The 25,398-nt window shown below is 46.3% G+C and carries 22 protein-coding genes; 7 read left to right on the plus strand and 15 right to left on the minus strand.

Going from position 1 to position 25,398, the window contains the following annotated elements:
• Positions 1–543, plus strand: coding sequence for a flavodoxin (locus P3L47_RS18070; protein ID WP_277781644.1), 543 nt, complete (start codon positions 1–3; stop codon positions 541–543).
• Between the two features lie 123 nt (positions 544–666).
• On the opposite strand, the gene P3L47_RS18075 is transcribed toward P3L47_RS18070, so the two are convergent.
• The 6 genes from P3L47_RS18075 to P3L47_RS18100 form a co-directional block, all read right to left on the minus strand.
• Complete coding sequence (locus P3L47_RS18075) at positions 667–2,217, minus strand: alpha-L-fucosidase (protein WP_277781645.1); 1,551 nt, start codon at positions 2,215–2,217, stop codon at positions 667–669.
• A gap of 96 nt (positions 2,218–2,313) precedes the next feature.
• Positions 2,314–2,685 (minus strand): YbaN family protein, encoded by a 372-nt coding sequence (locus tag P3L47_RS18080; RefSeq protein WP_277781646.1) that lies wholly within the window; start codon positions 2,683–2,685, stop codon positions 2,314–2,316.
• Between the two features lie 2 nt (positions 2,686–2,687).
• The gene (gene fmt / locus P3L47_RS18085) at positions 2,688–3,662 is read right to left on the minus strand and encodes a methionyl-tRNA formyltransferase (protein ID WP_277781647.1); all 975 of its coding nucleotides are present in this window, start codon (positions 3,660–3,662) and stop codon (positions 2,688–2,690) included.
• Positions 3,663–3,665: 3 nt separating this feature from the next.
• A complete protein-coding gene (locus P3L47_RS18090; RefSeq protein WP_122360135.1) occupies positions 3,666–5,450 on the minus strand; it encodes a chloride channel protein in 1,785 nt (594 codons plus the stop codon).
• Between the two features lies 1 nt (position 5,451).
• Complete coding sequence (locus tag P3L47_RS18095) at positions 5,452–6,852, minus strand: sugar transferase (protein ID WP_277781648.1); 1,401 nt, start codon at positions 6,850–6,852, stop codon at positions 5,452–5,454.
• A gap of 2 nt (positions 6,853–6,854) precedes the next feature.
• On the minus strand, positions 6,855–7,415 hold the full coding sequence (locus P3L47_RS18100; RefSeq protein ID WP_277781649.1) for an L-threonylcarbamoyladenylate synthase: 561 nt from the start codon (positions 7,413–7,415) through the stop codon (positions 6,855–6,857).
• 209 nt (positions 7,416–7,624) lie between these two features.
• Here P3L47_RS18100 and recJ point away from each other — a divergent pair, with 209 nt between their 5' ends.
• From recJ to P3L47_RS18120, 4 genes are all read left to right on the plus strand, one after another.
• Positions 7,625–9,349 (plus strand): single-stranded-DNA-specific exonuclease RecJ, encoded by a 1,725-nt coding sequence (recJ, locus tag P3L47_RS18105; protein WP_277781650.1) that lies wholly within the window; start codon positions 7,625–7,627, stop codon positions 9,347–9,349.
• A gap of 9 nt (positions 9,350–9,358) precedes the next feature.
• Entirely contained in the window at positions 9,359–11,314 is a 1,956-nt protein-coding gene (locus P3L47_RS18110) for a RecQ family ATP-dependent DNA helicase (protein WP_277781651.1), read from the plus strand.
• Positions 11,315–11,380: 66 nt separating this feature from the next.
• Entirely contained in the window at positions 11,381–12,685 is a 1,305-nt protein-coding gene (locus P3L47_RS18115) for an ABC transporter permease (protein WP_277781652.1), read from the plus strand.
• A gap of 8 nt (positions 12,686–12,693) precedes the next feature.
• Complete coding sequence (locus P3L47_RS18120; protein WP_277781653.1) at positions 12,694–13,953, plus strand: ABC transporter permease; 1,260 nt, start codon at positions 12,694–12,696, stop codon at positions 13,951–13,953.
• 415 nt (positions 13,954–14,368) lie between these two features.
• On the opposite strand, the gene P3L47_RS18125 is transcribed toward P3L47_RS18120, so the two are convergent.
• Positions 14,369–15,286 carry a ThuA domain-containing protein gene (locus P3L47_RS18125; protein WP_277781654.1) on the minus strand — a complete coding sequence of 306 codons (918 nt, stop codon included), beginning with the start codon at positions 15,284–15,286 and terminating at the stop codon, positions 14,369–14,371.
• A gap of 136 nt (positions 15,287–15,422) precedes the next feature.
• Between P3L47_RS18125 and P3L47_RS18130 the strand changes: the two genes are divergently transcribed.
• A complete protein-coding gene (locus P3L47_RS18130) occupies positions 15,423–16,148 on the plus strand; it encodes an SDR family NAD(P)-dependent oxidoreductase (RefSeq protein WP_277781655.1) in 726 nt (241 codons plus the stop codon).
• Positions 16,149–16,244: 96 nt separating this feature from the next.
• Positions 16,245–17,897, plus strand: coding sequence for an amino acid permease (locus P3L47_RS18135; protein ID WP_277781656.1), 1,653 nt, complete (start codon positions 16,245–16,247; stop codon positions 17,895–17,897).
• A 3-nt stretch (positions 17,898–17,900) separates the two neighbouring features.
• On the opposite strand, the gene P3L47_RS18140 is transcribed toward P3L47_RS18135, so the two are convergent.
• From P3L47_RS18140 to P3L47_RS18175, 8 genes are all read right to left on the minus strand, one after another.
• Entirely contained in the window at positions 17,901–18,290 is a 390-nt protein-coding gene (locus P3L47_RS18140) for a GtrA family protein (protein ID WP_122360144.1), read from the minus strand.
• A 114-nt stretch (positions 18,291–18,404) separates the two neighbouring features.
• A complete protein-coding gene (locus P3L47_RS18145) occupies positions 18,405–19,127 on the minus strand; it encodes a LytR/AlgR family response regulator transcription factor (protein ID WP_122360145.1) in 723 nt (240 codons plus the stop codon).
• Positions 19,128–19,135: 8 nt separating this feature from the next.
• The gene (locus P3L47_RS18150; protein WP_277781657.1) at positions 19,136–20,182 is read right to left on the minus strand and encodes a sensor histidine kinase; all 1,047 of its coding nucleotides are present in this window, start codon (positions 20,180–20,182) and stop codon (positions 19,136–19,138) included.
• Positions 20,179–21,267, minus strand: a complete 1,089-nt coding sequence (locus P3L47_RS18155; RefSeq protein ID WP_122360146.1) for a sensor histidine kinase — start codon at positions 21,265–21,267, stop codon at positions 20,179–20,181. Before P3L47_RS18155 ends, P3L47_RS18150 begins: the two co-directional genes overlap by 4 nt.
• 94 nt (positions 21,268–21,361) lie before the next feature.
• Positions 21,362–22,264 carry a DUF6268 family outer membrane beta-barrel protein gene (locus P3L47_RS18160; RefSeq protein ID WP_277781658.1) on the minus strand — a complete coding sequence of 301 codons (903 nt, stop codon included), beginning with the start codon at positions 22,262–22,264 and terminating at the stop codon, positions 21,362–21,364.
• 127 nt (positions 22,265–22,391) lie between these two features.
• Entirely contained in the window at positions 22,392–23,159 is a 768-nt protein-coding gene (locus P3L47_RS18165) for a LytR/AlgR family response regulator transcription factor (protein WP_277781659.1), read from the minus strand.
• Positions 23,156–24,193: a sensor histidine kinase gene (locus P3L47_RS18170; RefSeq protein WP_277781660.1), complete on the minus strand. Its 1,038-nt coding sequence runs from the start codon at positions 24,191–24,193 to the stop codon at positions 23,156–23,158. The genes P3L47_RS18165 and P3L47_RS18170 overlap by 4 nt, the downstream gene beginning before the upstream one ends.
• Positions 24,194–24,206: 13 nt before the next feature.
• Positions 24,207–25,124, minus strand: a complete 918-nt coding sequence (locus tag P3L47_RS18175) for an efflux RND transporter periplasmic adaptor subunit (protein WP_277781661.1) — start codon at positions 25,122–25,124, stop codon at positions 24,207–24,209.
• Positions 25,125–25,398 lie beyond the last annotated feature (274 nt).

Consider the following 25,398-nt stretch of genomic DNA (forward strand, 5'->3'; position numbering starts at 1 on the left):
ATGAAAAAGATTGGATTATTTTATGGTTCGTCTACTGCAAAGACGGCAGCAGTTGCTCAAAAGATAAAAGATGCATTCCATGATGTTCAGATCGATATTATCCCGGTTGAAAACTCAGGAGAGAGCGATTTCGAGACATACGATTATATCATTGCAGGTTCGTCAACCTGGTTTGACGGAGAACTACCCACGTATTGGGATGAAATAATGCCGATAGTAACCTCTGCTGACCTGAAAGGGAAAAAGGTAGCCGTCTTTGGCCTGGGAGACCAGGTTAAATACCCGGATAATTTCGTCGATGCGATCGGCTATCTGGCAGAAGCTTTTACTGAACGGGGAGCAATAGTGGTAGGTCAAACCTCTACGGAAGGATATCACTTCAATCAATCCCAGGCAGTAAAAAAAGGAAAGTTTGTGGGATTGGTACTGGACATCGAAAACCAGCCCGAAAAGACAGATGAACGGATCAAGCATTGGGTTGATCAAGTAAAACATGAATTTGAAAGTGAATCACTCTCAACAGATAATTCGTTCAATTGCTAAATCAAATAAGCAGGCAGGACAACCAGTTTTGTTGCAGCATCAGTAACCGCCCTTTCGCGGTATCGGAACACTCCGGTTCCCGTTGGGGGAACGCCGGGGTTCCCGATACCACGAAAGGATGGTTTATTCCTTAGCCGTTTCTTCCTCCGATGCCTTATAAAAACCTATTTCCGATATTTGAGGGATATCCCTCGATTCTTTGATTACAATACGTGCTTCACTACAACGTAGCGGATCAAATCGTAGAATCCGCTTATACCCGACAGTTGTTCCTTCCGCTACCGGTATCCACTCAGTATCCACCCGGCATTCTAATACAAACTCTTCGATCCGCTGACCTTCCGTGATATTTTCCTGTAAAAGAAGACGGTCGAACTCCTGCTCTCCTTCAAAGGATATTTCTATCGTATTTGTTTTTCCGGAACCTTGCCAATAAGTTTCCAGCCTGCCATCCGTCAAATCACCGATTTCACCGACAGACGAAACAGCATTCTCCAACAGATTCTTTTCAAATGTCTTTTCCAATATCCGCTTCATATTCATTAAAGAGGCGTAATCATTCTCATGGATCAATCCCCGCTTGTCCGGAGGCAGGTTCAATAGCAGCAACGAGTTCTTCCCTACCGAACTGTAATAGATATCGATCAACTTTTGAGGAGTCTTCACCGACGTATCTTCCGACGCATGGTAATACCAGCCCGGACGGACCGAAACATCTACCTCGGAAGGGTACCAGATCGCACCTTTCGCATCAGCCAATAAAGTGCGGCTTCCCAAATCCTGTGCCATCTTATCTCCTTCCGGCAAGAAAGTACCGCTACCGGCTTCCTGTTGGGAAGATTCCGCGATAGCCGTCAAACTGGATATTGCCGCCGGCAATACACTCCACTCCGTATCACGTCCGTAGCCGCTCTCCGTTCCTACCCATCTCACATCCGGTCCCATAACAGCAATAACAGCCTGAGGTTGCAAGCGGCGGATCAGTTCATAATAACGCATGAAATCATATTCCTGCTTTTTCCCGTTCGGCCCTTCACCACAGGCTCCGTCAAACCAGACTTCATCGACACGACCATATTGTGTCAACAGTTCGGTCAGCTGGTTAACAAAGTAATCATTATACTGCTCCGTTCCATAATCCGGATGATTCATGTCCCAGGGAGAGAGATAAACGGCAAACTTCAGACCATATTCCTTACAAGCATCAGCCACTTCACGGACCAGGTCGCCTTTTCCATCTTTCCAGGGAGTAGATGCCACCGAGAAATCGGTATAAGCCGAAGGCCATAGACAGAAGCCATCATGATGTTTGCAGGTCAGCAGGATCATTTTCATCCCAGCCTCTTTCGCCGTCCGTGCCCATTGCCGGGCATCCAGTTCTGTCGGATTGAAGACGGACGGATCTTCTTTCCCCGTTCCCCACTCTTTATCGGTAAAAGTATTTACACCATAACAGATGAAACAGGTAAACTCCATCTGCTGCCATGCCAATTGACGGTCGGAAGGTACGACATGGGCAGCCAAACGCGCCTTTTCATCGACAGAAACACCTTCCGGAAACAAACAGGAAGTTACATATATTTCTTTCTGTTTATTTCCACAGGATAATAAAGAGCAGAAAGTCAAGCCCCATAATATGAACATGACAGACAGATGCCTTACGATCTTTTTCATGATATGTTACGATTAGAATTTTGTAAAAGCAAAAATAGATATTCTGCCCCATATATTTATTGTACAATCAGGAGCGATCATTGTAGAATCTTACGTTTATTTCTTGGTAGGGAATGACAGGATATGCCAGGTTACCCCAATGCTAATCAATATCAGCAGCACTTTCACCCAGAGATATTCGATCAGAAAGAGAGAAGTCAATATGGCAGAAAGCCACATAACAGAAATAGAGATAAGCTTCGATTGTAAAGGAATAGCTTTGTCAACCATGTAGTTTCTGATATAAGAGCCGAAATAGCGATTACTCATCGCCCGGTTGTATAACTTCTCCGAACTGCGGATATAAAACCAACAGGTCAATAACCAGAAAGGAGTAGTCGGGAGCAATGGGACAAATATGCCGATTGCTCCTAGTATCAGGAAGAAAGAACCCAGGATGATATAGATAACTCGTCTGGTTTCTCCCATTCTTATTTTATGGTATAATTTCCGATTTGTCTGTTTCCGTTCAGGAAGTCTTTTACTCCCATTCGTTTCTTACCAGCCAGTTGAAGATCCAAAAGACGGATATAACCATCCTCCACGGCGATATCGATATAACTCTTTGCATCTGTAAGAATAACACCAATGGCCTGGTTATGAGAAGCAGGACGCTTTTCGGCCTGATAGACTTTTAAAGCCTGACGACTTCCATCCGAAGCCACCAGCTCCGTCCAGGCCGCAGGATACGGAGACAAACCACGGATAAAATCATAGATTCTCTTTGACGGCTGATTCCAATCGATACGGCAGGTATCTTTAAATATCTTGGGAGCAGGACGTAACTCGGTGACATCTTTAATAAACTCTTCCTGAGGAATGGCATCGACTTTACCGGCCAGCAACAGATCGACCGTCTCCGTAACCAACCCTGCTCCTATTGCCATCAGTGCATCATGTACCGTTCCCACATTATCGGTATCGGCTATCGGAAGATGTTTCTGACGGATAATTTTTCCAGTATCGATTTCATGTGTAAGGAAGAATGTTGTAACTCCCGTTTCAGTATCCCCGTTAATAACAGCCCAATTGATCGGAGCTGCACCACGATATTGAGGCAACAAAGATGCATGCAGATTGAATGTTCCGAAGCGTGGCATATCCCACACCACTTCCGGCAACATACGAAAAGCAACCACTATCTGCAAATCGGCCTTCAGCGCACGCAGTTCATCCAGGAACGTTTCATCCTTCAGCTTCTCCGGTTGCAACACCGGAAGATTCTGTGACAAAGCATATTCCTTCACCGGACTTGCCTGTAAAACACTTCCATGACGCCCTACCGGTTTATCCGGCATTGTTATCACTCCTACTACATTATATCCGCCTTCCACCAAGGCACGCAGGCTCTCCACTGCGAAATTGGGAGTGCCCATATATACAATCCGTAACTCTTTTTTTTCCATTTTTTAATCTCCTGAAAAGTTTTCTACCAATACTTCGCGGTATGAATTAAATATCTTTGATTTCGACATAAAGCCGACATAGCGTCCTTCTTCATCCACAACCGGCAAGTTCCATGCTTTCGTATCGTCAAAGATACCCATGATCTGCTCCATCGGTGTCCCGATCTGTATCTTTGCCGGAGCCGACACCATAAACTTGGATACATGAAACCTGTTATATAACTCCGGACGGAACATAATGTTGCGGATATTATCCAATAGCACGACACCTAATAAAACGCCCTTTTCATCGATCACCGGGAAAATATTTCGTCCGCATTTCGCAATGACTTTCACCATATCCCCCAACGACATTTCCGGTGAAACGGTCTGGAAATCTTTTTCAATCACACTGTCCGTATTCAGCAAAGTCAGAACGGCACGGTCCTTATGGTGCGTAAGCAATTCCCCTTTCTGAGCCAGACGCATTGAATAGATACTATGAGGTTCAAACATCAGAATAGTCAGATACGAACTGATGGAAACGATCATCAACGGAAGGAAAAGATCGTATCCACCGGTAAGTTCCGCAATCAGGAACACACCCGTAAGCGGAGCATGCATAACCCCCGACATGATTCCTGCCATTCCCAACAGAGCAAAGTTCTTCTCAGAAATATACATGGTGAAGGGAAAGTAATTGGAAGCATGTGCAAAAAGAAATCCGGAGATACAACCCAAATACAAGCTAGGTGCAAATATACCACCACAACCGCCACCGGCATTGGTCGCACTCGATGCGAACACTTTTGTCAGCAGGATCAGGAACAGGAATACAAGAATCCCCCAATAGGTATCATTCAGGTTATAAAACAAACTCTTGTCCATAATATGCGAAAACTGCCCGTTCAGCAGCGAACCGATCGTATCGTAACCTTCACCATACAGCGGCGGGAACAGGAAGATAAGCACACTCAGCATAACACCGCCCAGCAGGAACTTCTTCCAGTAAACGCCCAGTTTGCGGTACATTCCTTCTACCCGGTTCATCACCCGTGTAAAATACAAAGAAACCAATCCGCAGAAAACACCCAGTAACAACACATACGGTATACGTTCAATCTCAAATACTTCAGTCTGCGAGAATTTAAACATAGCTTCCGTACCTGTAAAGATATAGGAGACCGTAGCCGCCGTCACCGATGAAATCAGCAAAGGCAACACCGATGTCATGGTCAGGTCGAGCAACAACACCTCGATCACAAAGACCAGTCCGGCAATCGGCGCCTTAAAAATACCGGCAATCGCACCGGCTGCCCCGCAACCGACCAACAGCATCAATGTCTTCTGCTCCATACGGAACAAACGCCCCAGGTTAGAACCGATAGCAGCTCCCGTCAATACGATCGGGGCCTCCGCTCCTACTGATCCGCCAAAACCGATCGTAACCGAACTCGCCACAATGGAAGTCCAGGTATTATGAGGCTTGATGCGGCTCTTGCGCTGCGAAATGGCATACAGGATCTTCGTCACCCCATGACTGATATCGTCGCGTACAATGTACTTCACAAACAAACCCGCCAGCAAAATACCGATCACCGGATAAAGCAGATACAGGTAGTTCACCCCGCTTACATCGAAATTGCCGGTAAGAAGATGTTGTATCAGATGGATCAATTGTTTCAAGATGATCGCAGACGCAGCCGTACAGATACCGACCAGAAAACTGATCACCAGAATAAAATGCTTTTCTTTTATATGCTTGTCCCTCCATAACAGGAACCTGTAAAATAAACCTTCTTTTGCCATTTCAAATACCTTTACCAGTAAACACCGTCCGCACTGTAAAAATCAATATGGTTATATCCAGTACCAACGACATATTTTCATAATATAATACATCATACTTTAAACGCTCTATCATCTTATCGACATCATTGGCATAGCCATATTTCACCATTCCCAACGAAGTGATACCCGGTCTTACATTATGCAACAAATAATAATAAGGAGCTTTTTTCACGATTTGATCGATAAAAAACCTTCTCTCAGGCCGCGGGCCGACAATCGACATATCCCCTTTCAGCACATTCCAAAACTGCGGAAACTCGTCTAACCTATATTTCCTCAGAACATGACCGAAAGGAGTGATCCTTTTATCCTTCTCCGAAGCAAGCAGAGGACCTTTATCCTCCGCGTCGGTATACATCGTCCGAAATTTATAGATATAAAAGGGCTTTCCCATATATCCGATCCGTTCCTGCCGGAAAAACACCGGTCCGGGCGAATCCTTCTTCACCCGCCAGGCTATATAAAGATACATCGGCGAGAGCAGCACCAGTACCAACGCAGACAAAACTTTATCCATCACATACTTGATATTCTTTTCAACTGCCGATAGATTATTTTCCGTCACATTCACCAAAGGAATACCCCGGATCGTCTTTATCTTCACCTGCGACAACATACTTAGCTTATCCGCCAAAACCTTTATCGGCAAGCCATAATAATAAAGCGAATAAAGAATGGTAAGCTGTTTCTTGTTATCGTCCGTTTCAGCCGCCAACACCAGTTCGTCGATATTCTTGTCTGCTATAACCGATGCCAAATCAGATAACGTCCCGACCACCTCTTCCTTTTTCACCGACAGCGGCGTTACTTCATCTTCGGGTATGAACCCGGAAATATGAAATCCCAACCGATAAAGATCGCCGGCAATACGGGCAGCCCTCGCTCCGGCTCCGATAATCAAGACATTCATCGCCCACTCCCGGCTCTTGATCTTTCGCAAACCGCTTTGTGTGATTATCAGACGGGGAATATAAGTCATAAAAAACTGTAATCCCAAAAGAGCAAAGAACAGCTCATAATAAATATGAAAAGAACGGGGCAAGTCATTCAGCACCACCACGAAAAATATAAAAACCACTCCGATCAACACAGTCACGAACGTGGAGAATAACTCCGTCAGCCTCGACTTACCCAGCGGTTTGTTGTAGTAACCTGAAAAATAATACAATATCAGCCAGAAGAATGGTACGAACAACTGTCCTTTCAAGACCTGTATGTAGGTCAGATAGTTAGTAAAAGAAGTAGCCACCTCATACATGGCCATCTCTTCAAAACGCAGCCAGTTGAATAAAAACCAGACGACCGCTGCCGATACAAAATCCGATACTATGTATTTTACTGCCTGTCTGTTTCTTTTCATTATTACCTGATCACCTGAATAAGACCTCCGGCACCCAGTTTAAGAATGTTCGACGGTTGTGCCTTGCCCATATCATCCTGACGATAAGAAACGATGTAGTCGACGCCATCCTTTATCACCTCGGACACTTCAGAGAAATTAGCAGGAGAAGGATCTCCGCTCACATTGGCTGAAGTCGAGACCAACGGCTTGCGGAAACGTTCGCATAACCGACGTGAAAACTCTTCATTGGTTATACGTATGCCGACACTTCCGTCGTCTGCCAACAGGTTTTCAGCCAGATTCTTTGCATTGGAATAAATGATAGTCAGCGGTTTATCCGCCACTTCGATCAGATCCCAGGCTATATCCGGAATATCATTCACATACATATTTAGTTTGGCCGGGCTATCCATCAGGACCAGCATAGCCTTATTGTCAGCTCTTCTCTTTAGGTCGTACACACGCTGTACGGCTTTCTCATCGGTCGCATCGCAACCAATTCCCCAGATAGTATCTGTAGGATAAAGAATTATCCCTCCCGCCTGCATCACCTCACAGGCTTTTTTTATATCTTCCGTCATTGTTTTTTAAAATATTGTGACAAATATACAGGTTTATTTTCCAACTAACTATATAAACGGGGAAATAATTATATGCCATATTCATCGATATTCTCCATTTTAATTTCTAACTTTACGGGTTCAAAAGAAGAGGGGTATTCACCCTCGATGATAATGTGATTCAATCGACACATTATCTGCGATAAGGAAAAAGAAAAAAACAATATATAATGATTAACAAATGGAATTTTCAAACCCCTACAGAAGAAGAATTACGTAAGAGAGATGCACTGGCAGCCGAAATCGGCTTCAGCCCGATCATCTGCCTGCTGCTTGTTCAGAGAGGGATCACGACGGCTGAAGAGGCCAGAAAATTCTTTAAACCCAACCTGAACGACCTGCACGATCCGTTCCTTATGCCGGATATGGATAAGGCGGTAAAGCGGTTGAACAGAGCCTTGGGGAATAAAGAAAAGATTCTGATCTACGGCGATTATGACGTGGACGGTACAACAGCCGTATCGCTTGTCTACAAGTACCTGAGACCTTATTCTTCATCCCTGGATTATTATATCCCGGACCGTTATGATGAAGGATACGGCATTTCTTACAAGGGGATCGATTATGCCTCCGACAACGGAGTCTCATTAATTATTTCACTCGATTGCGGAATCAAGGCAATCGAAAAGATCGAATATGCCAAAGGCAAAGGTATCGACTTTATCATCTGCGACCACCATATGCCGGATGATACACTGCCGGATGCCGTGGCTGTACTGGATGCCAAACGGGTGGATTCCATCTATCCCTATGAGCATCTGTCAGGTTGCGGCGTAGGCTTTAAATTTATGCAGGCATTTGCCAAAAGCAATAACTTCCCGTTCTCGGAACTGGAAAAACTGCTGGAACTGACAGCCGTCAGCATTGCTTCCGACATCGTGCCTATCACCGGTGAAAACCGTATCCTGGCCTATTATGGACTAAAACAGCTGAACAGTAACCCGAGCCTGGGACTGAAAGGTATCATCGACATCTGCGGACTGACCGGAAAAGATATAACCATCAGCGACATCGTTTTCAAGATCGGTCCTCGCATCAATGCGTCCGGACGAATGATGAACGGAAAGGAAGCAGTCGAACTGTTACTGGCAAAGGATGTGGAATCGGCGCGTGAAAAGAGCGAAAACATCAATCAATACAACGACGAACGCCGGGAGCTGGATAAGAAGATAACCGACGAAGCGAATGCCATCATCGATGAATTTGCCAATATGGAGGACCGGAAAGCGATTGTCGTTTACAACCGCGGATGGCATAAAGGCGTGATCGGCATCGTCGCTTCCCGCCTGACGGAAAAGTATTACCGTCCGGCAGTCGTACTGACCAAATCGTCCGAACTGATTACCGGTTCCGCCCGCTCGGTCACAGGTTTCGATATCTACAAGGCGATCGAGAACTGCCGCGACCTGTTGGAAAACTTCGGAGGACACACCTACGCTGCCGGCCTTTCCCTGAGGGAGGAAAACCTGGATGCTTTTACCGAACGTTTCCTGAAATTGGCTGCCGACGAAATTATTCCGGAACAGATGACTCCGCAAATCGATATCGATGCGGTTCTGGATCTGAAAGATATCAATGCCAAGTTCATGAGTGAACTGAAGAAAATGAATCCTTTCGGTCCGGACAACCAAAAACCGGTGTTCTGCTCGCTGAACGTAAAAGATTACGGGACAAGCAAACTGGTCGGAAAGGAACTGGAACACATCAAACTGGAACTGATAGACGACAAGTCGAACACGCCGATCCACGGTATCGCATTCGGAATGCATCAGCACAGCACACATATTAAAGGTATGAAACCTTTCAATATCTGCTACACGATCGAAGAAAATACATATAACGGTAACACGACCTTGCAGCTCATGATTAAAGACATAAAGGTCGATGACATATGAAGGAAACCGGTGGACGTCTACCATAAGATATTAGAAAAGTATTGGGGATACCCTGCTTTTCGCCCTTTGCAGGAAGATATTATTCACTCCGTTTGTGAGGGAAAAGATACACTCGGGCTGATGCCGACTGGGGGAGGCAAGTCGATTACCTTCCAGGTGCCGGCATTGGTCATGGAGGGAATATGCATTGTCGTGACCCCTTTGATCGCTTTGATGAAAGACCAGGTCGACAATCTCCGCCGACTGGGAATCAAAGCGACTGCCGTCTATTCAGGAATGACACGACAGGAGATCATCGCCCAACTGGAGAACTGTATCTTCGGCGATTACAAATTCCTGTATGTTTCTCCCGAACGGTTAGGGACCGATATATTCAAGAGCAAGTTGCAGGCGATGAACGTCAACCTACTGGTCATCGACGAAAGTCATTGTATCTCGCAATGGGGATATGACTTCCGTCCCTCCTATCTGAGCATTGCCGATATCCGTGAGGAACTTCCCGGGGTACCGGTACTCGCCCTGACAGCCACAGCCACTCCGGAAGTGGTCAACGACATTCAGGAACGGCTGCATTTCAAGGAGAAAAATGTATTCAAGAAGAGTTTCGTACGGAAAAACCTCTCGTACATCGTACGGCAGACCGAGGATAAACTAAACTCACTGGTCTATATTCTGGGGAAAGTGCCCGGAACGGCTATCGTGTATGTACGTAACCGGAAACGGACCAAGGAAGTGGCAGTCATGCTCCAACAGGCGGGTATTTCAGCAGACTTCTTCCATGCCGGACTCAACCGGGATGAAAAGAACCTGCGTCAAAGCCGTTGGAAGAACAACGAATGCCGGGTAATCGTATCGACCAATGCATTCGGTATGGGTATCGACAAGCCGGATGTACGCCTGGTGGTCCATTTGGATATGCCCGGATCGCTGGAGGAATATTACCAGGAAGCCGGACGTGCCGGACGTGATGAACAGAGGGCTTATGCCGTTGCGTTATGCTCCAATATAGATTGTACGAAACTAAAGAAACGGCTGGCGGACGAGTTTCCGGACAGGGATTTTATCTGCCGGGTCTATGAAGCCCTGGGCAATTATTATCAGATAGCAATGGGCTTCGGACTGGATACGGTACACGATTTCTCACTCGTCGATTTCTGTACGGCCTATAAGTTTTCGCATCTGCAGGCACACCATGCCTTGAAGATACTGGAACTGGCGGGCTACATAGAGTACACGGAAGAACAGGAGAATGCTTCACGCCTTGTATTTACGGCTACGCGCGACGAACTTTACAAGTATCTGCATCAGGATAAGAAAACGGACGAGGTGATACAATGTATCCTCCGTTCCTATACCGGACTATTTTCGGATTACGTATATATTAATGAAGGATTGATCTCTACCCGGACCGGTTTAAGCCAGCAGGAAATCTACGATGTATTGATCGGCCTGTCCAAATACAGAATCGTAAATTATATTCCTCATAAGAAAACGCCTCTTATCATTTATACCCGGACCCGCGAAGAGCTTAAATACCTCTCCATCCCCCGTTCGGCCTATGAAGAGCGTAAAGAACGTTTCGAAAGCCGGATCAACCGGGTCATGGAATATATCAACGAAGACCGGATCTGCCGGAGCCGGATGCTGATCTCCTACTTCGGGGAAAAGGATCCTTCCGACTGTGGTTGTTGTGACGTCTGCCTGGCTAAAAACGATTCCGGCCTGAACAATCATACATTCAATGCCATACGCGACGCTTTGCTGAAAGCACTGGCGGACGGTCCGGCAGAAGCCAAAAGTCTGACGGAGAATTTACCTTTTCCTTCCGACAAGCTGATCACCGCCATTCGTTTCCTGGCTGAACATGATGAACGCTTTTCGCTGGAAGACGGAATAGTAAGCCTTACGAAAACGAACACTATGTCCGATAACGAACACCACGAAACGCAGTCGAGAACTGAATAACAATCATTTACCTTTATGGCACAGACTTTGCTATTATGAAAATCAAACAACAATAACAAAGTTCCTATGTATAAAGTCTATTTCAGGCAGGCAATGCAGATGCTGAGGCAAAACAAGTTTTTCAGTATCGTATATATAACCGGTACCGGCCTGGCCATTACAATGGTTATGGTACTGGCTATCTTATATTATTTCCGCACAGGGAATATTACGCCGGAAAGTAACCGCGACCGGATGATGATCATACAGCATGGTAAAATACTTAACAAAGAAAAAGGAGAAGGAAACGGAAGCAGCAAACTGTCCTACCCGACCATCAAAGAATGTTTTTATCCCTTGCAAAAACCGGAAGCCGTCACCGCCATCCTTCCGATCGGAGAACAGATAGAATTTATACAGGTTCAAGGAAACAACGATGTCTACAACGGGCTTGTGATGGGGACAGACGTTGCCTTTTGGAAAGTCTTCCAATTCAAATTCCTGTCGGGAAAACCTTATACGGAGGAAGAATTCACATCGGGAATCAAAAAAGCAGTCGTCAGTGAATCACTGGCCCGCCGGCTATTCAATACATCCGATGCAACCGGTAAAACATTCCTGTTAAATTTTGAAGAATACCAGGTGTCCGGTGTAGTAGAAGATGTCTCTTCCATAACAAAATACTGTTATGCCGAGATGTGGATACCCTTCACCAACCGCCCCGAACAGATACAGGGTAGTAAATGGTGCAATTATCTTTTAGGCCATATGATCGTGTGCATTCTGGCAAAAGAGCCGGGTGACTTCGATGCCATCCGGCAGGAAGCCGAAGAGCTTTGCAAACGTTACAGTGACGGAAATCCGCAATTCAACTACGTATTAAATGGCCAGCCGGACACGGTACTGCGTGCCTGGTTACACGAAGAAGACTCTTTCAACATGCCGGATTATCTGAAGATTTACCTGCAATTCGTATTAGTAGTGCTTCTGCTGTTACTGGTACCTTCCATCAATTTGACAGGCATGACTGCTTCACGCATGAAAAAGCGCATGGAAGAATTGGGTATCCGCAAAGCTTTCGGTGCTCAGAACCGGACACTGCTTATGCAGATTCTATACGAAAATCTACTGCTTACCCTGTTAGGTGGACTGATCGGATTACTTCTTTCCTATGGCTTGATCTGTTCTCTGAAAGGATGGCTGCTGGGCAATTATGGCTGGGACGGAACTTCCCTGGTTGCTTCCATCGACCTTTCACCCGGTATGCTGATCAATCCGGCCATCTTCGGATATACCTTGCTCTTCTGCCTGGTTTTAAACCTGATGTCTGCCCTTATTCCTGCCTGGCGTGCACTCAGACGACCCATTGTTGATGCTATAAACGATAAATAACAAGAACTATGATACAACATCTCTTAAAACTCATATGGAAACAACGCAGACAAAATGCCTGGATTGTAGCCGAATTGTTCCTTGTGTTCATTTTAGTGTGGTATATTATGGATTACTTTACCACGATCCGGTATGCCGATTCGATCGAAAATGCTTATAATATAGAAGATACTTATCAGATACGACTCACGACCGTTCCTGTAAACAGTCCGAATTACATCCGGTATGAAAACGCAGAAAAACAGCCTGTCGACCAGTATTTATCCATTATCGAACGTATCCGGCAATATCCGCAGGTAGAAGATGTTTGCCTGACACTCGACAGTAGCCCTTACAACCCCAGTTACATGGATAACCGGATGGGAAGGGACAGTTCCGAAATGGTCCAATTTCAATATTTGCCGGTTACTCCCTCCTACTTCGATGTATTCAAAGTCCGGTCTTTAGACGGAAAAGAACCCTCTTCCTTAAAAAATGCATTGACAGAAAAGGATATTGTCATTTCCCGTAAACTGGCAGAAACTCTTTTTCCCGACGGACAGGCTAAAGGCCATTCCATTTACATGAATGATGACAATTCATTCCGCATAGGAGGTGTTTGCGGAGCGTTAAAACGGGATGATTACAGCCGGGAAGAAAGGGCGGCTTATTTTCTGTTGTCTACGTCCGGATTCAGTGATTGGGACGAGCGGCAACTCGCCGGATCACTGGGCATCAGCCTGCGGGCAAAGCCAGGACTTCGGCCCAAAGAGTTCATTTCCAATTTCCAGCGGGATATGAGGGAGCAGATAAATATCGGAAACTTTGTACTTTCCAGAGTGGACTCTTATGCTGATTTAAGGGACAGGCTCTATCTTACCAACGGAGTGACAGATGCCATCCGCTACCGGATAGCTTTTATGGTATTCCTGGTCTTCAATATTTTCCTGGGAATTATCGGTACTTTCTGGTTCCGCAACGAATACAGAAAACCGGAAATCGGCCTGCGCCTGGCGATCGGTTCCACACGCCGTCAGATATTACAAATGATGATCGGCGAAGGCTGGCTGCTGTTAAGCCTGGTAGCTATCCCTGCCGCTATCATTTGCATTAATATAGCCAAACTGGAATTTGTCGGGACGAATATCATGCCGGTTACGTTCTTCCGCATCTTTACCGGTTTAATTTCAACTTATCTGCTTATGGCACTCTTTATTACATTGGGCGCCTGGTATCCGGCTTACCTGTCGTCAAGAATAGCCCCGGCAGATACGCTACGGAGCGAATAAAGGACGAGACAGCGAGGTATTCTTTCAAAGGTAGTTATATACTAACAGTAAAGATACTACCCTTTCACTTGCCGACCACCGCCGTCAACCTTAACGACAGAGGTCAGCAAGCTTAACGAGCAACGTCGGTAAGCTTAACGAGCATCGTCGCAAAGCTATCAGGTAATATCTTTCAGGTTACTTGCATGCTTCTTTCGGGTTACTTGCATGCTTTTTAAAGGTTACCCGCTTGCCTACTTAAAGACTAAATTGAATAGGCTAAAGCAAAAAAGGTGAATGGTTTGACCGAACCATTCACCTTTTTTGCAAACCATTCACCAACTGTTCACCCGACCAATATCCTATATTGCAATATATTATGCCCGAAAGGTGAAGGGTGAATGGTTTTTCGCCAAATTCGTATGATATATCTATCTTATTTCTTTTCTTTATAATCTTTCCGGTAACTACATTGCGTCTCAGTCGGGAAGTCTTTCGGGACCTTCTGGGTTACCTTTCCTGTCGCTGCCCATTCTGCACCACGCAGCAACAAGACCTGGAAACCTGTACATTGCATAGCCGTATTATCTTCCACCGTAGCACCGGCATGTCCGAGCATGGTATGGAAAATACGCGCATTACCATAATCGACGGTAAAGACCAGCGGCTCCTCGCGCCCCGAACCTCCGGTTTCCTTATCCGAATAGGCCGTATAAAGCAAATCGCCTATATTGCCCGGACCACGCATGCGATCATACAGTTCATCCTTTGTATGACGCCACTTCAACGGCAATCCTTTCACGATGGGGTTTTCCTTGTTACGTCCGTTCAATACATATTCATGCTGCTGGCCATGCGAACCGCCGGGACCGGCAGAACTATCCTTGACCAACTTTCCATCCTGCCAGTATACATATGGACCGGAATCTTCATTACGTCCTTCCCATCCTCCCAAAGCACATATCCTGTTAAACTCCGGCCATTTGGAAAAGGCATTATCTGCGGCATGATAAACGACGACTCCCCCGCCATTCTGTACAAATTCAAGGAAACGCTTATTGGTTTCTTCCGGCCATGAATCGCCGTTATAATCGAGCACGACCAATTCGTACGGCGTAAAATCCAGTACAAACCCCGACATATCCTGTCCTTGTGAAGGCGACACGGCAAAATCGACGGAGAAACGACCGGAGTTTTCCAGTATTTGTTTTAACACGACATGGCTAACCTGCCAGTTATGATTGTTTTGTCCGGTGATCAGCAACGTCTTGATAGGTTTGCGTGCAGAAACCGAGCACACACAGAAAAGGGAGAGCAACACAACCCATAGCTTTCCTAAGAATAAATGTTTCATGGTATAAATATGGTTTAAAGATTTGTTGCAGCAAATGTAATAAATATTGTACAAATGCCAATAAGTAAGAGGCATGACTTTGAATTAATAAAGTTTTAATTACATTTGTTCTTCTATTATTTAAACAAAAGAAATCGTGAAAAGGATTGTTATCATCGGAGCTACTTCCGGCATCGGGTACGAAGTGGCAAAGGTATACCGCCAGTTGGGTTGGCATGTCGGAGTAGCAGGCCGTCGCCTGGAGCTACTTGAGAAATTCAAAGAACAGGCACCCGGACAAATAGAAATACAGGAGCTTGATGTCACCAAGGCGGATGCAGTAGAGAAACTCCACCGGCTGATCGGAAAGTTGGGAGGCATGGACTTGTTCCTTCTCAGTACGGGTGTCGGCAGCCAAAACAGGGCATTACATCCGGACATCGAACTGGCTACGGTAAACACCAATGCCATCGGCTTTACCCGCATGGTCACTGCCGCTTTCAATTATTTCCGGGAAGAAGGTAAAGGACATCTGGCCGTTATCAGTTCCATTGCCGGGACGAAAGGTCTGGGAGCCGCCCCCGCCTATTCGGCTACCAAATGTTTTCAGAATACATATATCGATGCCCTGGCACAACTGGCAAGGATGGAGAAACTACAGATCGACTTCACCGACATACGTCCCGGCTTCGTTAAAACAGATTTGCTGAAGAATGATACATATCCTCTGCTGATGCGTCCGGAGCGGGTTGCCCAACGAATTGTACGGGCTTTGAAACGAAAAAAGCGCACTGTCATAATCGACTGGCGATATGTCGCCATTGTCTTTCTTTGGAATCTGATCCCCAAGTATATCTGGGAACGGCTGTCCATACATAATTGAATTTGTATATTTTTCCCGTAATCTCTACCTTTGTGCCCGATTATCAAAAATAAAAGGGGGACACAGGCGTGTGCCCTTACTTAAACAAATTGAAAAATGGGATTATTTATAAAGAAACCGTTAGCCGCCTTGCAGGCGGAAGCCAACGAATCGGGCAGTAAAACACTCAAACGGGTATTAGGCCCCTGGAGCCTGGTCGCCCTGGGCGTAGGGGTTATCATCGGAGCCGGACTATTCTCCATTACCGGAACCGTTGCTGCCGGATATACCGGACCTGCCATCACCTTATCATTCGCCATCGCTGCACTTGGCTGCTGTTTTGCCGGACTATGTTATGCTGAATTTGCCTCCATGATTCCGGTTGCCGGAAGTGCCTATACCTATTCATACGCCACTATGGGAGAACTGATCGCCTGGATTATCGGGTGGGACCTTGTTCTTGAATATACGGTAGCGGCGACAACGGTCAGTATCAGTTGGAGCCGGTATCTGGTCGTCTTCCTCGAAGGGTTGGGGATTCATCTGCCGCATGCTTTAACGGCTTGTCCGTGGGATGGCGGTATTGTCAATATCCCGGCATTCCTGATCGTTGTCCTGATGAGTATCTTCCTGATCCGGGGAACGGAAGGAAGTTCGATCTTCAACGGGATTATCGTATTTCTGAAAGTTTCTGTTGTATTGGTCTTTGTCGCTTTGGGCTGGAAATATATTCAGACAGACAATTACGTTCCTTATATTCCGGCTAATACAGGAACGCTGGGAGAATATGGGTTCTCGGGAGTCTTGCGTGGAGCTGCCATCGTATTCTTTGCTTTCCTCGGCTTCGATGCCGTATCGACCGCTGCACAGGAAGCAAAAAATCCGAAACGGGATATGCCTATCGGTATTCTTGTTTCGCTGCTGGTCTGCACGATCCTTTACATGCTCTTTGCACATGTGATGACCGGAGTGGCGCACTACAGCCAGTTCAGCGGGCAGGAAGGCATTGCACCTGTTGCCGTAGCGATCTCCCACATGGGGCATGCAGATGTTGCCGGAGTGATACAGCCGGATTATCCGTGGCTGAATAAGGCGATCGTACTGGCTATCCTGTTCGGTTACTGTTCGGTCATCATGGTTACGTTATTGGGACAAAGCCGTGTATTCCTGAGTATGAGCCGCGACGGGCTGTTGCCTCCGTTCTTCTCGCATATCAATGAGAAATTCCGCACGCCGGCACGCAGTAATTTTCTGTTTATGTTGCTGGTCGGATTGCTTGCCGCATTCGTTCCTGCACAGGTTGCGGGAGAAATGACCAGTATCGGTACCTTGTTCGCTTTTACATTGGTTTGTGCCGGTGTACTGGTGGTAAGAAAGACGATGCCGGATGTGCAGCGGGCTTTCAAGACACCGCTCGTACCGTTCGTGCCGGTTGCAGGTATCGTCACCTGTCTTTGTATGATGCTTTTCCTGCCTGCCGATACCTGGATCCGCCTCGTGTTATGGATGCTTATCGGACTTGACATCTATGCATGCTACGGTATCAAACATAGCAAACTGGAATATATGCAACAGCACCGCAGAGGAAATCTGTCACTCAATATGATTGGGATAACCTTATCGGTATTATGTGTGATCACCGGGTTGTGGCATCAGCAGACGGTCGGTTGGGATGAGAGTAAGGTGTTGCTGATCATTTCATTTGTCTTTGCATTTACCCACCTGCCATTCTATATGATCAGGATATGGAAAGGGACGACACAAGCGTAGGACTTATCCCTCCATTCTCCTAAAAGTGAGCCGTTTGTTCATCGTGAAATTGACGGCTCCGTAAACGAACATGCCCAGGAATTGTGCCAGGTATTCATTCATGTCTCCGATCTCCACCATCAGTAGCAGAGACAGGAACTGAAGGCCATAGGCACATCCGAAAGCAACGAGGAAAAGAGGAATCTCCCGTTCGAACTTTCCGCTACGGGAAGAGAATATCCAGTACTTGCTCCAGCAAAAGTTATTGATCAACGCAGCTACATATCCGGCAATGTTCGACCATAGGTAATTACAGCCGATGCCACTCATCAGCACCCAGATAACCAGGGCGGTAATAAGTGCATTCAGTGTCCCCACAATGATAAAACGGAATATCCGTACCGATTCTTTCATATCAATCTCCCATAGGCCAGTGCAGCCATCTTATCAGGGGCTATTTTAGGCATCTTACGTTAATTTTATTCATTTTTCCGTGACAAATATACGTGATTTTAAAGAGAACGGAGCTTAATCCGTGGAATTATTCTTCATAAAAAACTTCTCGAAAAAGGCATCCCGGTAACTGTTGCCTATCGATATTTCATACTTTCCGATGAATACATCGTTGTTATCAAACGAATCAATATGGTCGGAATTAACGATATACGACTTGTTTGTCCGTAGAAAAACATCCTTCGGGAGCATCTCATGGATCGACTTCAGATTCATCTTCGTCACGATCCGCTGTTCGGGTGTCTGTATCACGACATAATCCTTCAGACCTTCGATGAACAGGATATTTTTCAGCTGTATCCTGAAATAACGCCGCTCCGCTTTCACAAAGATATGATCGGCAGAGACCGATTCCACCTGGTTTTTGCTGTTGTCCGTTTTCAACAAAGAATGATAGGCATGGGCTTTCTGTACCGCCCGTTTGAAACGTTCGATCTCGATCGGCTTCACCAGATAGTCGATCGCATCCACTTCATAACTGTCGAGGGCATATTCCGCATAGGCGGTAATGAAGATCACGAGTGTTTCAGACGGGATTGTCCGGGCAAACTCCAAGCCGTTCACGCCGGGCATCTTGATGTCGAGAAAGACCAGGTCGACCGGGCTTGCCTGCATAAACTTACCCGCAGAAACAGCATCCCCGAAACTCCCGCACAAAGACAACGCCGGTGTATCCTGTACCAACAGTTGGATGGCCTTGCGGCCCAATGGTTCATCATCTACAATGATACAATTCATATAATTATCTATTTTAGTTTTAAACGGAGATTTATTGTATATGTTATGTCGGTTTCATCTATTTCCAGAGAACAATCCGTATCGTACAGAAGTTGCAGGCGACGGCGGATATTGGCAAGCCCTATCCCCCCGTCTGCCGCCTTTTCTTTCTGTTCCGCCGGTTTGGAGTTGAGGCAGATAAAGATGAGCGCAGCTTCCTCCACCTTGAAATAAAGATGCACATAAGACAGCTTCTCATTATCGTTATTATGTTTCACGGCATTCTCCACAAAAGGGATGAACAATAAAGGAGGAACGGTTATATCCGCAATCTCCCCTTCCGTCGAGATGATAAAGTCGAAATTATCACGCCGTATCTTTTCCAGATTGAGATAATCGTTCAGGAAATGGATGTCGTCAGCCAGGAATACCTTCTCTGAAGTGCTGTCCTTTAACTGGTACTTTAGCAGATCTTTCAGTTTGGACAGGACATGCACTGCCTCCACCGGGTTTTCTCGTATCAGCACATTCGCATTATTCAGCATATTGAACAGGAAATGCGGATTGATCTGATTCTTTAACTGTTCCAGTTCCGACTGCATCGTCGCATTCTTCAATTCGTCGATCCGCTGCCCGTATTTCACATAATCCTGGAAGACGATCACAGCCGAAGCACCGGCAATGATCAGGCACAATTGAATAATGGACGAGATGAAAAAGAAAGCGGCTAACCAAAATTGGAACAACTCATATTCTTCCTCAATCGCTTCTTTCCGCAATATATAAGAGAACAAAAGTGCCAAAAGAATCACCAACACAACAGAAATCACATAAGTTCCAACCTTATTTTTCAGCAATAAACGGGGTGTGAGGACAAATACGCTCAAATAGATCGGGACGAGCAACAAAGCACTCTGAATGACATTGCTTACCAGGAAGCGGCTGTCTTCTATTACATCGACATAAAAATTTACAGACAGAATGATTACGCTAAGAACGAACAGCAGGATATGTCGGCAAATCCTGTAACGAGGATCGACCAGCAAGCGTAACAGAAAACCGGATGTATTCTTCATAGCTTTATATACAAATTCGTTCTACAAATAGCTCCCTCATCCACCGTATCCAGCGTATAGGATTCTTTAAACAACAAGCTCAAGCGATGCCTTATATCTTCCAGCTCCCGACCGTTTTCCGGATCTTTATCCGTTATTCCCGGAGCAAAACAGATACAGGAAAAGAATAGCTCCTTTTCTCCGGCACGGAAAGTGAAATGAATATCCATCGGTGAACTTACCGACGGCAACAGTTTCACATAATAGATAGCAAACGGGATAAATAGCAAAGGCGGCACCAGTTTACGACTAAGCTTCCCCTCCTTCGTCACTGTAAAGTTCAAGCCCGTGTAACGAACCTTCGCCAAATCAAGAAAGTTTTCGATAAATGAAATTTCAGAGATAAGCAGTACCTTCTCCCGCTTTCCGTCATACAGCTGATAACGAAGTAGCTTACTCAATTTCATCAATATCATAGAAGCCTGCCCAGGGTCATTGGGTGTTTGCTCCCCTGCTTCGTCAAGCATATTGAAAAGGAACTCCGGATTTATCTGATCCTTCAAAGATTCCAGCTCCGTTTTCAGGCTCTCTTTCTCCAGTTCGTTCTTCCGCTTGCTGAACTGCATCCAACGGCGCAACAGAATCGTAATGGACGTCCCGGCAATCAGAAGTGCATACAGGAAGAAGTTTCCAGCTATTTCCATCGCCGGTATCCGGTCTTTATAGAAATAAGAATAATGTGTCGGCTCCTGGTCGTAATACCGCGTTACTCCATAATCGGCCCCCAAAGAGATCAGTATCATCAGGAAGATGAGCAGGGAGACAGTAATCGTGTAAAGCACATACCGGTTCTTCAACAGCAGTTCCGGCAACAAAACATACAGATGCAGATAAACTCCTCCCAGATAAGAAACAAGTAATGCCAGGCTAACATACCAAACCATATGATCCACCTGATCCAAAAAAACCGCGCAGGTAAGAAAAGGCAGATTGAACGACACGAACACGAAAAACAGTATAAGCAGCAAATGTCTCGCTACCCTGTATTTCCTGTCGATCAGAAAATTGATCATAAAACTATTATAGGTCCCTTCCGACTTCGGCATAACACGAACTTAATTTATATATGAGAAGTAAAGGTGCTACATTTCCCGGTAATAACAAAACGATCCCACCCGATTTATCAAAAATGTCATCGACTTAGAAACCATATTTCAAGGCCAGACTTGCATAAAAGGAAGGCATGAAATGCGGATCATATTCATCTCCTTTGAAGAATGCTTTCAATGTCCGGTCGCTATAATAAGCGGCACGGTAAGCCGACACTCCGACCGTCAGCGGGATGGAGAACGATTTCGACAAGACCAGTTCGGGTTGAAGTCCGCAGACGACATACTGCTGTGTAAATATCTGATCTTTCCCGCCATGCTCCACCAAAGCCATCATTCCGCCCATCGAAGCGATCAGCTTCAGGCGCATCAACTTATGCAGCTGGATACCGCCCGACAGCTCGATCCCGTCCATCATCGAGACATTCACCATATAACGTCCCTCGATCCGCCAATCCACGAAAGCTGCCGGGAAGACCATCGGATAACCGAACGTCGTGTTCAACGCCAGTCCCATCCCCACATCGAGGTTCTCCCGCAGATGCCAGATCGCAGCTGCCATGCCTATTCCCATAAGATTATTGAAACGGATATACGACAGGTTGGGCGTATCCATGAATGTCCCCACCCCGACACTTGCCAGCAGCGACCATTTTTTATTCAACGGGCGGATATACGACACTGCCAGTTGGGCATTGAATATCTCTTTCAGATCGACATACCCCGCCAGGTTCTTGTTATTCATCGATGCGTACGTTGCGCCCACTCCCACCATCCAGGCGGTCGGATGGTTATTTTCATCCATCTTCATAGACAGGGGGATATTCACGCCTCCCTGTATCACCTTCATATCCCCTTTGCCGCCAACCTTTTGGTTATCCGCATCTCGGAAGCCGGAAGAGCCGATATATTCAGTCTTCAGCCAAACCTGGGCATTCCCACACTGACATACAGAAACAAACAGTAAAATCATCCACAACCATGCAGTCTTCATACCTTATTCACTTTAAGTTTACAGTTTAATACGCTGCAAAACTATTCGAACAAAGCATGGCGCTGCAGATTAATAGACAAACACGGGGATAATAATAGACCAAACGCAGGTTTCAGTATATAACGGACTACAAACTACCCGTAAACCACTCCTTAAACTCGGACACACGCGCTTTGCTGACCAGTATCTTGTCCTGCACGGGGAATTTGAGGTTCACAGACAGGCGCCCGTTAAACCAAAGGTCGATATCCAATATGGCTTTCCGGGAAATAAGATACTGGCGGTTCACCCGGAAGAAGAGATTCGGATTCAGGCAATCGGACAACTCATCGAGCGTTTGGGTAAAAGTATATTCCTTGCCGTCGCCGACTACCGCTTTCACGAGTCCGTCGTTGATATAAAAGAACAAGATCATATCGACCGATAAAGGGAATAACTTATCTCCTTTCACCGGAACCAAAAAATGCGTCTTATAACTCTCCTGGCGTTTCAGGAGATGGACGAGGCGGCTATAGTCGAACTCCTTCGCCGGAGTTTCCGAACGTAAAAGTTTCAGCTTTCCGATCGCTTTCCGGATGTCGCTCTGCCCGATCGGCTTCAGCAGGTAATCGATGCTGTTCACTTTAAATGCGCGCAAAGCATACTCGTCGTAGGCTGTCGTGAAAATGATCGGACAGGAAATATCCACCTGCTCGAATATCTCGAAAGAAGAGCCGTCCGCCAAATGAATATCCAGGAATACCAGGTCGGGAGCCTCATGGATACGGAACCAGTCGGCGCTCTCCGCGATACTGTCCAACACTGCCACGACCTCTATATCCGGAGCCACCTCCGAAAGCAACGCCACCAGATTGCGTACGGCAGCCTTTTCGTCTTCTATGATCACTGCATTCATATCAATGGAATAGTTACGATAAATGTATTATTGTCTTCACGCACCTCTATCTCTTCTTTGAACAGGAGGCTGTAGCGTTTGGCCAGGTTGGCGAGTCCTATCTGCAAACCGCCGCTTGCCGTCTTCTTGCGCTGGATCGGATTGCTGACTGTCAGTTGTTTCCCTGTAGTACAGACCCGGATGACCAGCGGATGCCGGTTACTGATCTCATTATGCTTGACTGCGTTCTCTATCAACAACTGGACAGACATCGGGGGAAGCTGAAGCGTCTCCGCCTCTTCTTCTATCCGGATATCGAACTCCAGGTTATCTTCATAACGCATCTTCAACAGGAAGTTGTAAGCACTGACAAACTCCATTTCCTCCCGCAAAGTGACGCTCATGCACTCGTTGCCCTGCAAGGTATAGCGAAGGACGCGCGACAGCTCCTGCAAATAATCCTGCGCCTTGTCCGGTGTTTCGCGGATCAGCGAGCGCAAGGTATTCAGCGAGTTGAACAACATGTGCGGGTTCAGCTGGTTCTTCAGCGCCTCAAACTGATTGACCAGATTCTCGCTACGGAGTTGCTCGTTCTCGACCGACACCTGCTGGCTTTTTCGGATCAGGTGGATCATATAGCAACTTCCCGTAACGATACAGGTGATGATGAAATCGCGCAACGGATGCAGATAATGATGTACCATCGCATCGATGGCGGGAATATCAAACTGATGGTGCAGAAAGACAAACCCCTGTCCCATCAGGTTGCTGGCAAAGCCCGTCAGGACAAACGACAAGATCATCTTCCCCCATGTGATCCGTGCCGTCGGACGGTTGAAGCCGAACAGAACCGTATTCATGGCAAACAGGATCAGCAACGAGACGAAAGTAAAAAGAATCTCGTTGGCTACATCTGCCATGCTCATTCCCGAAAACAAACTGTTCTGCCCCGAATGGTCGAATAACGAAATCAGTTCCGGGAAATGAGTCAGGAACGCCACCACTACGGAGATGACGACGACTGCCAATACATATTTATCTATATTTACTTTCATGCCACAAAGATACTTATTTCTTTTCTACACGCGCCGTTACATACATGCCCGGACGGAAACGTTCGTTATTTCCTTTTACCTTTGCATAGATTTCGAGGGAACGGTTGACTGCATCCACCTCCTGCCCGATCGACAGCAGAGTTGCATCGAACGTCTTTTCTCCCATACCGTTCACACGGAACCGGATACGGCTGCCGGGAGTCAGGTCGTCCAGGTCTTTCTCGTAAGCAGTCAGGCAAAGAAGCGTTTCTCCTTTGTCGATCACTTCGCAAACAGGCTCACCGGCAGGGATGTATTTCCCCAAATTCACCGGCATTCCGGCAATATAGCCGTTCAGTGGCGATTGGATCTCCAGATAGGGACGGATACCGTTTTTGAGCAGGTCCTCGGGCTGGATATTCAACAGAGTCAGTTGCGCCGCGGCAGCTTCCAGGCGGCTTTTCATGGAGAGATAATCGGCCTTGCTCTGCTGGAACCGTTTCTGTGAAGCGGCTTCCTGCGAACTCAGCCGTTCCTGGCGATGATATTCGGCTGCCAGATATTCCGTCTGTGCATGCGCATCCAAATAGGTTTGCTGCAAGAGAATAAAGTCCGGATTTTCGAGCGTGACCAGGACAGTTCCTTTCTTTACATAATCACCCGGCAGCAACGAAGTCGTGTGTACAGTGCCGCCCATAGTCAAGGTGACGGTGGCATGGCGCTGGGGAGGGACGATCATTTTTCCGTTGAAAGAAGAATGGTTCGCCATGGCCGTAGCCGACGTGACGGCATCCACACCCGCGGAATCTTCAGTAACCGGGATAGTTTCCTCTACAGATTCAATGGCAACCGGGCGAACGCCTTCATCCGGCTCTACGTTTTCATTGTTTTTGACTGGTGCATTGCAGGCCACCAACAATAAGGTTGTTATCGGTATTAAGATTGTTTTCATTTTGTCTGTTTATCTATCTAATTGTATTATTTATTTCATTACCTATAAATACATCCGAACAAGATTTATTTTTCTTTCGGAAGGAATCCGGATTTCTCTCGGGAGAAAATATAATTTCTCCCGAAAGGACTTTTTTCAACGAGTATAAAGCTCCAGTTCCAATGCGGAGATATTGTAATTATACACTGCTTCGATATACCCTCTCCGAATCTCGCGGGCGCTGTTCAGACTCTGCACAAACTGCATGATATCCGTTTCACTCTCCTTGAATTGT

Origin of the sequence: Parabacteroides chongii (genome assembly GCF_029581355.1) — a bacterium.
Classification (GTDB): domain Bacteria; phylum Bacteroidota; class Bacteroidia; order Bacteroidales; family Tannerellaceae; genus Parabacteroides; species Parabacteroides chongii.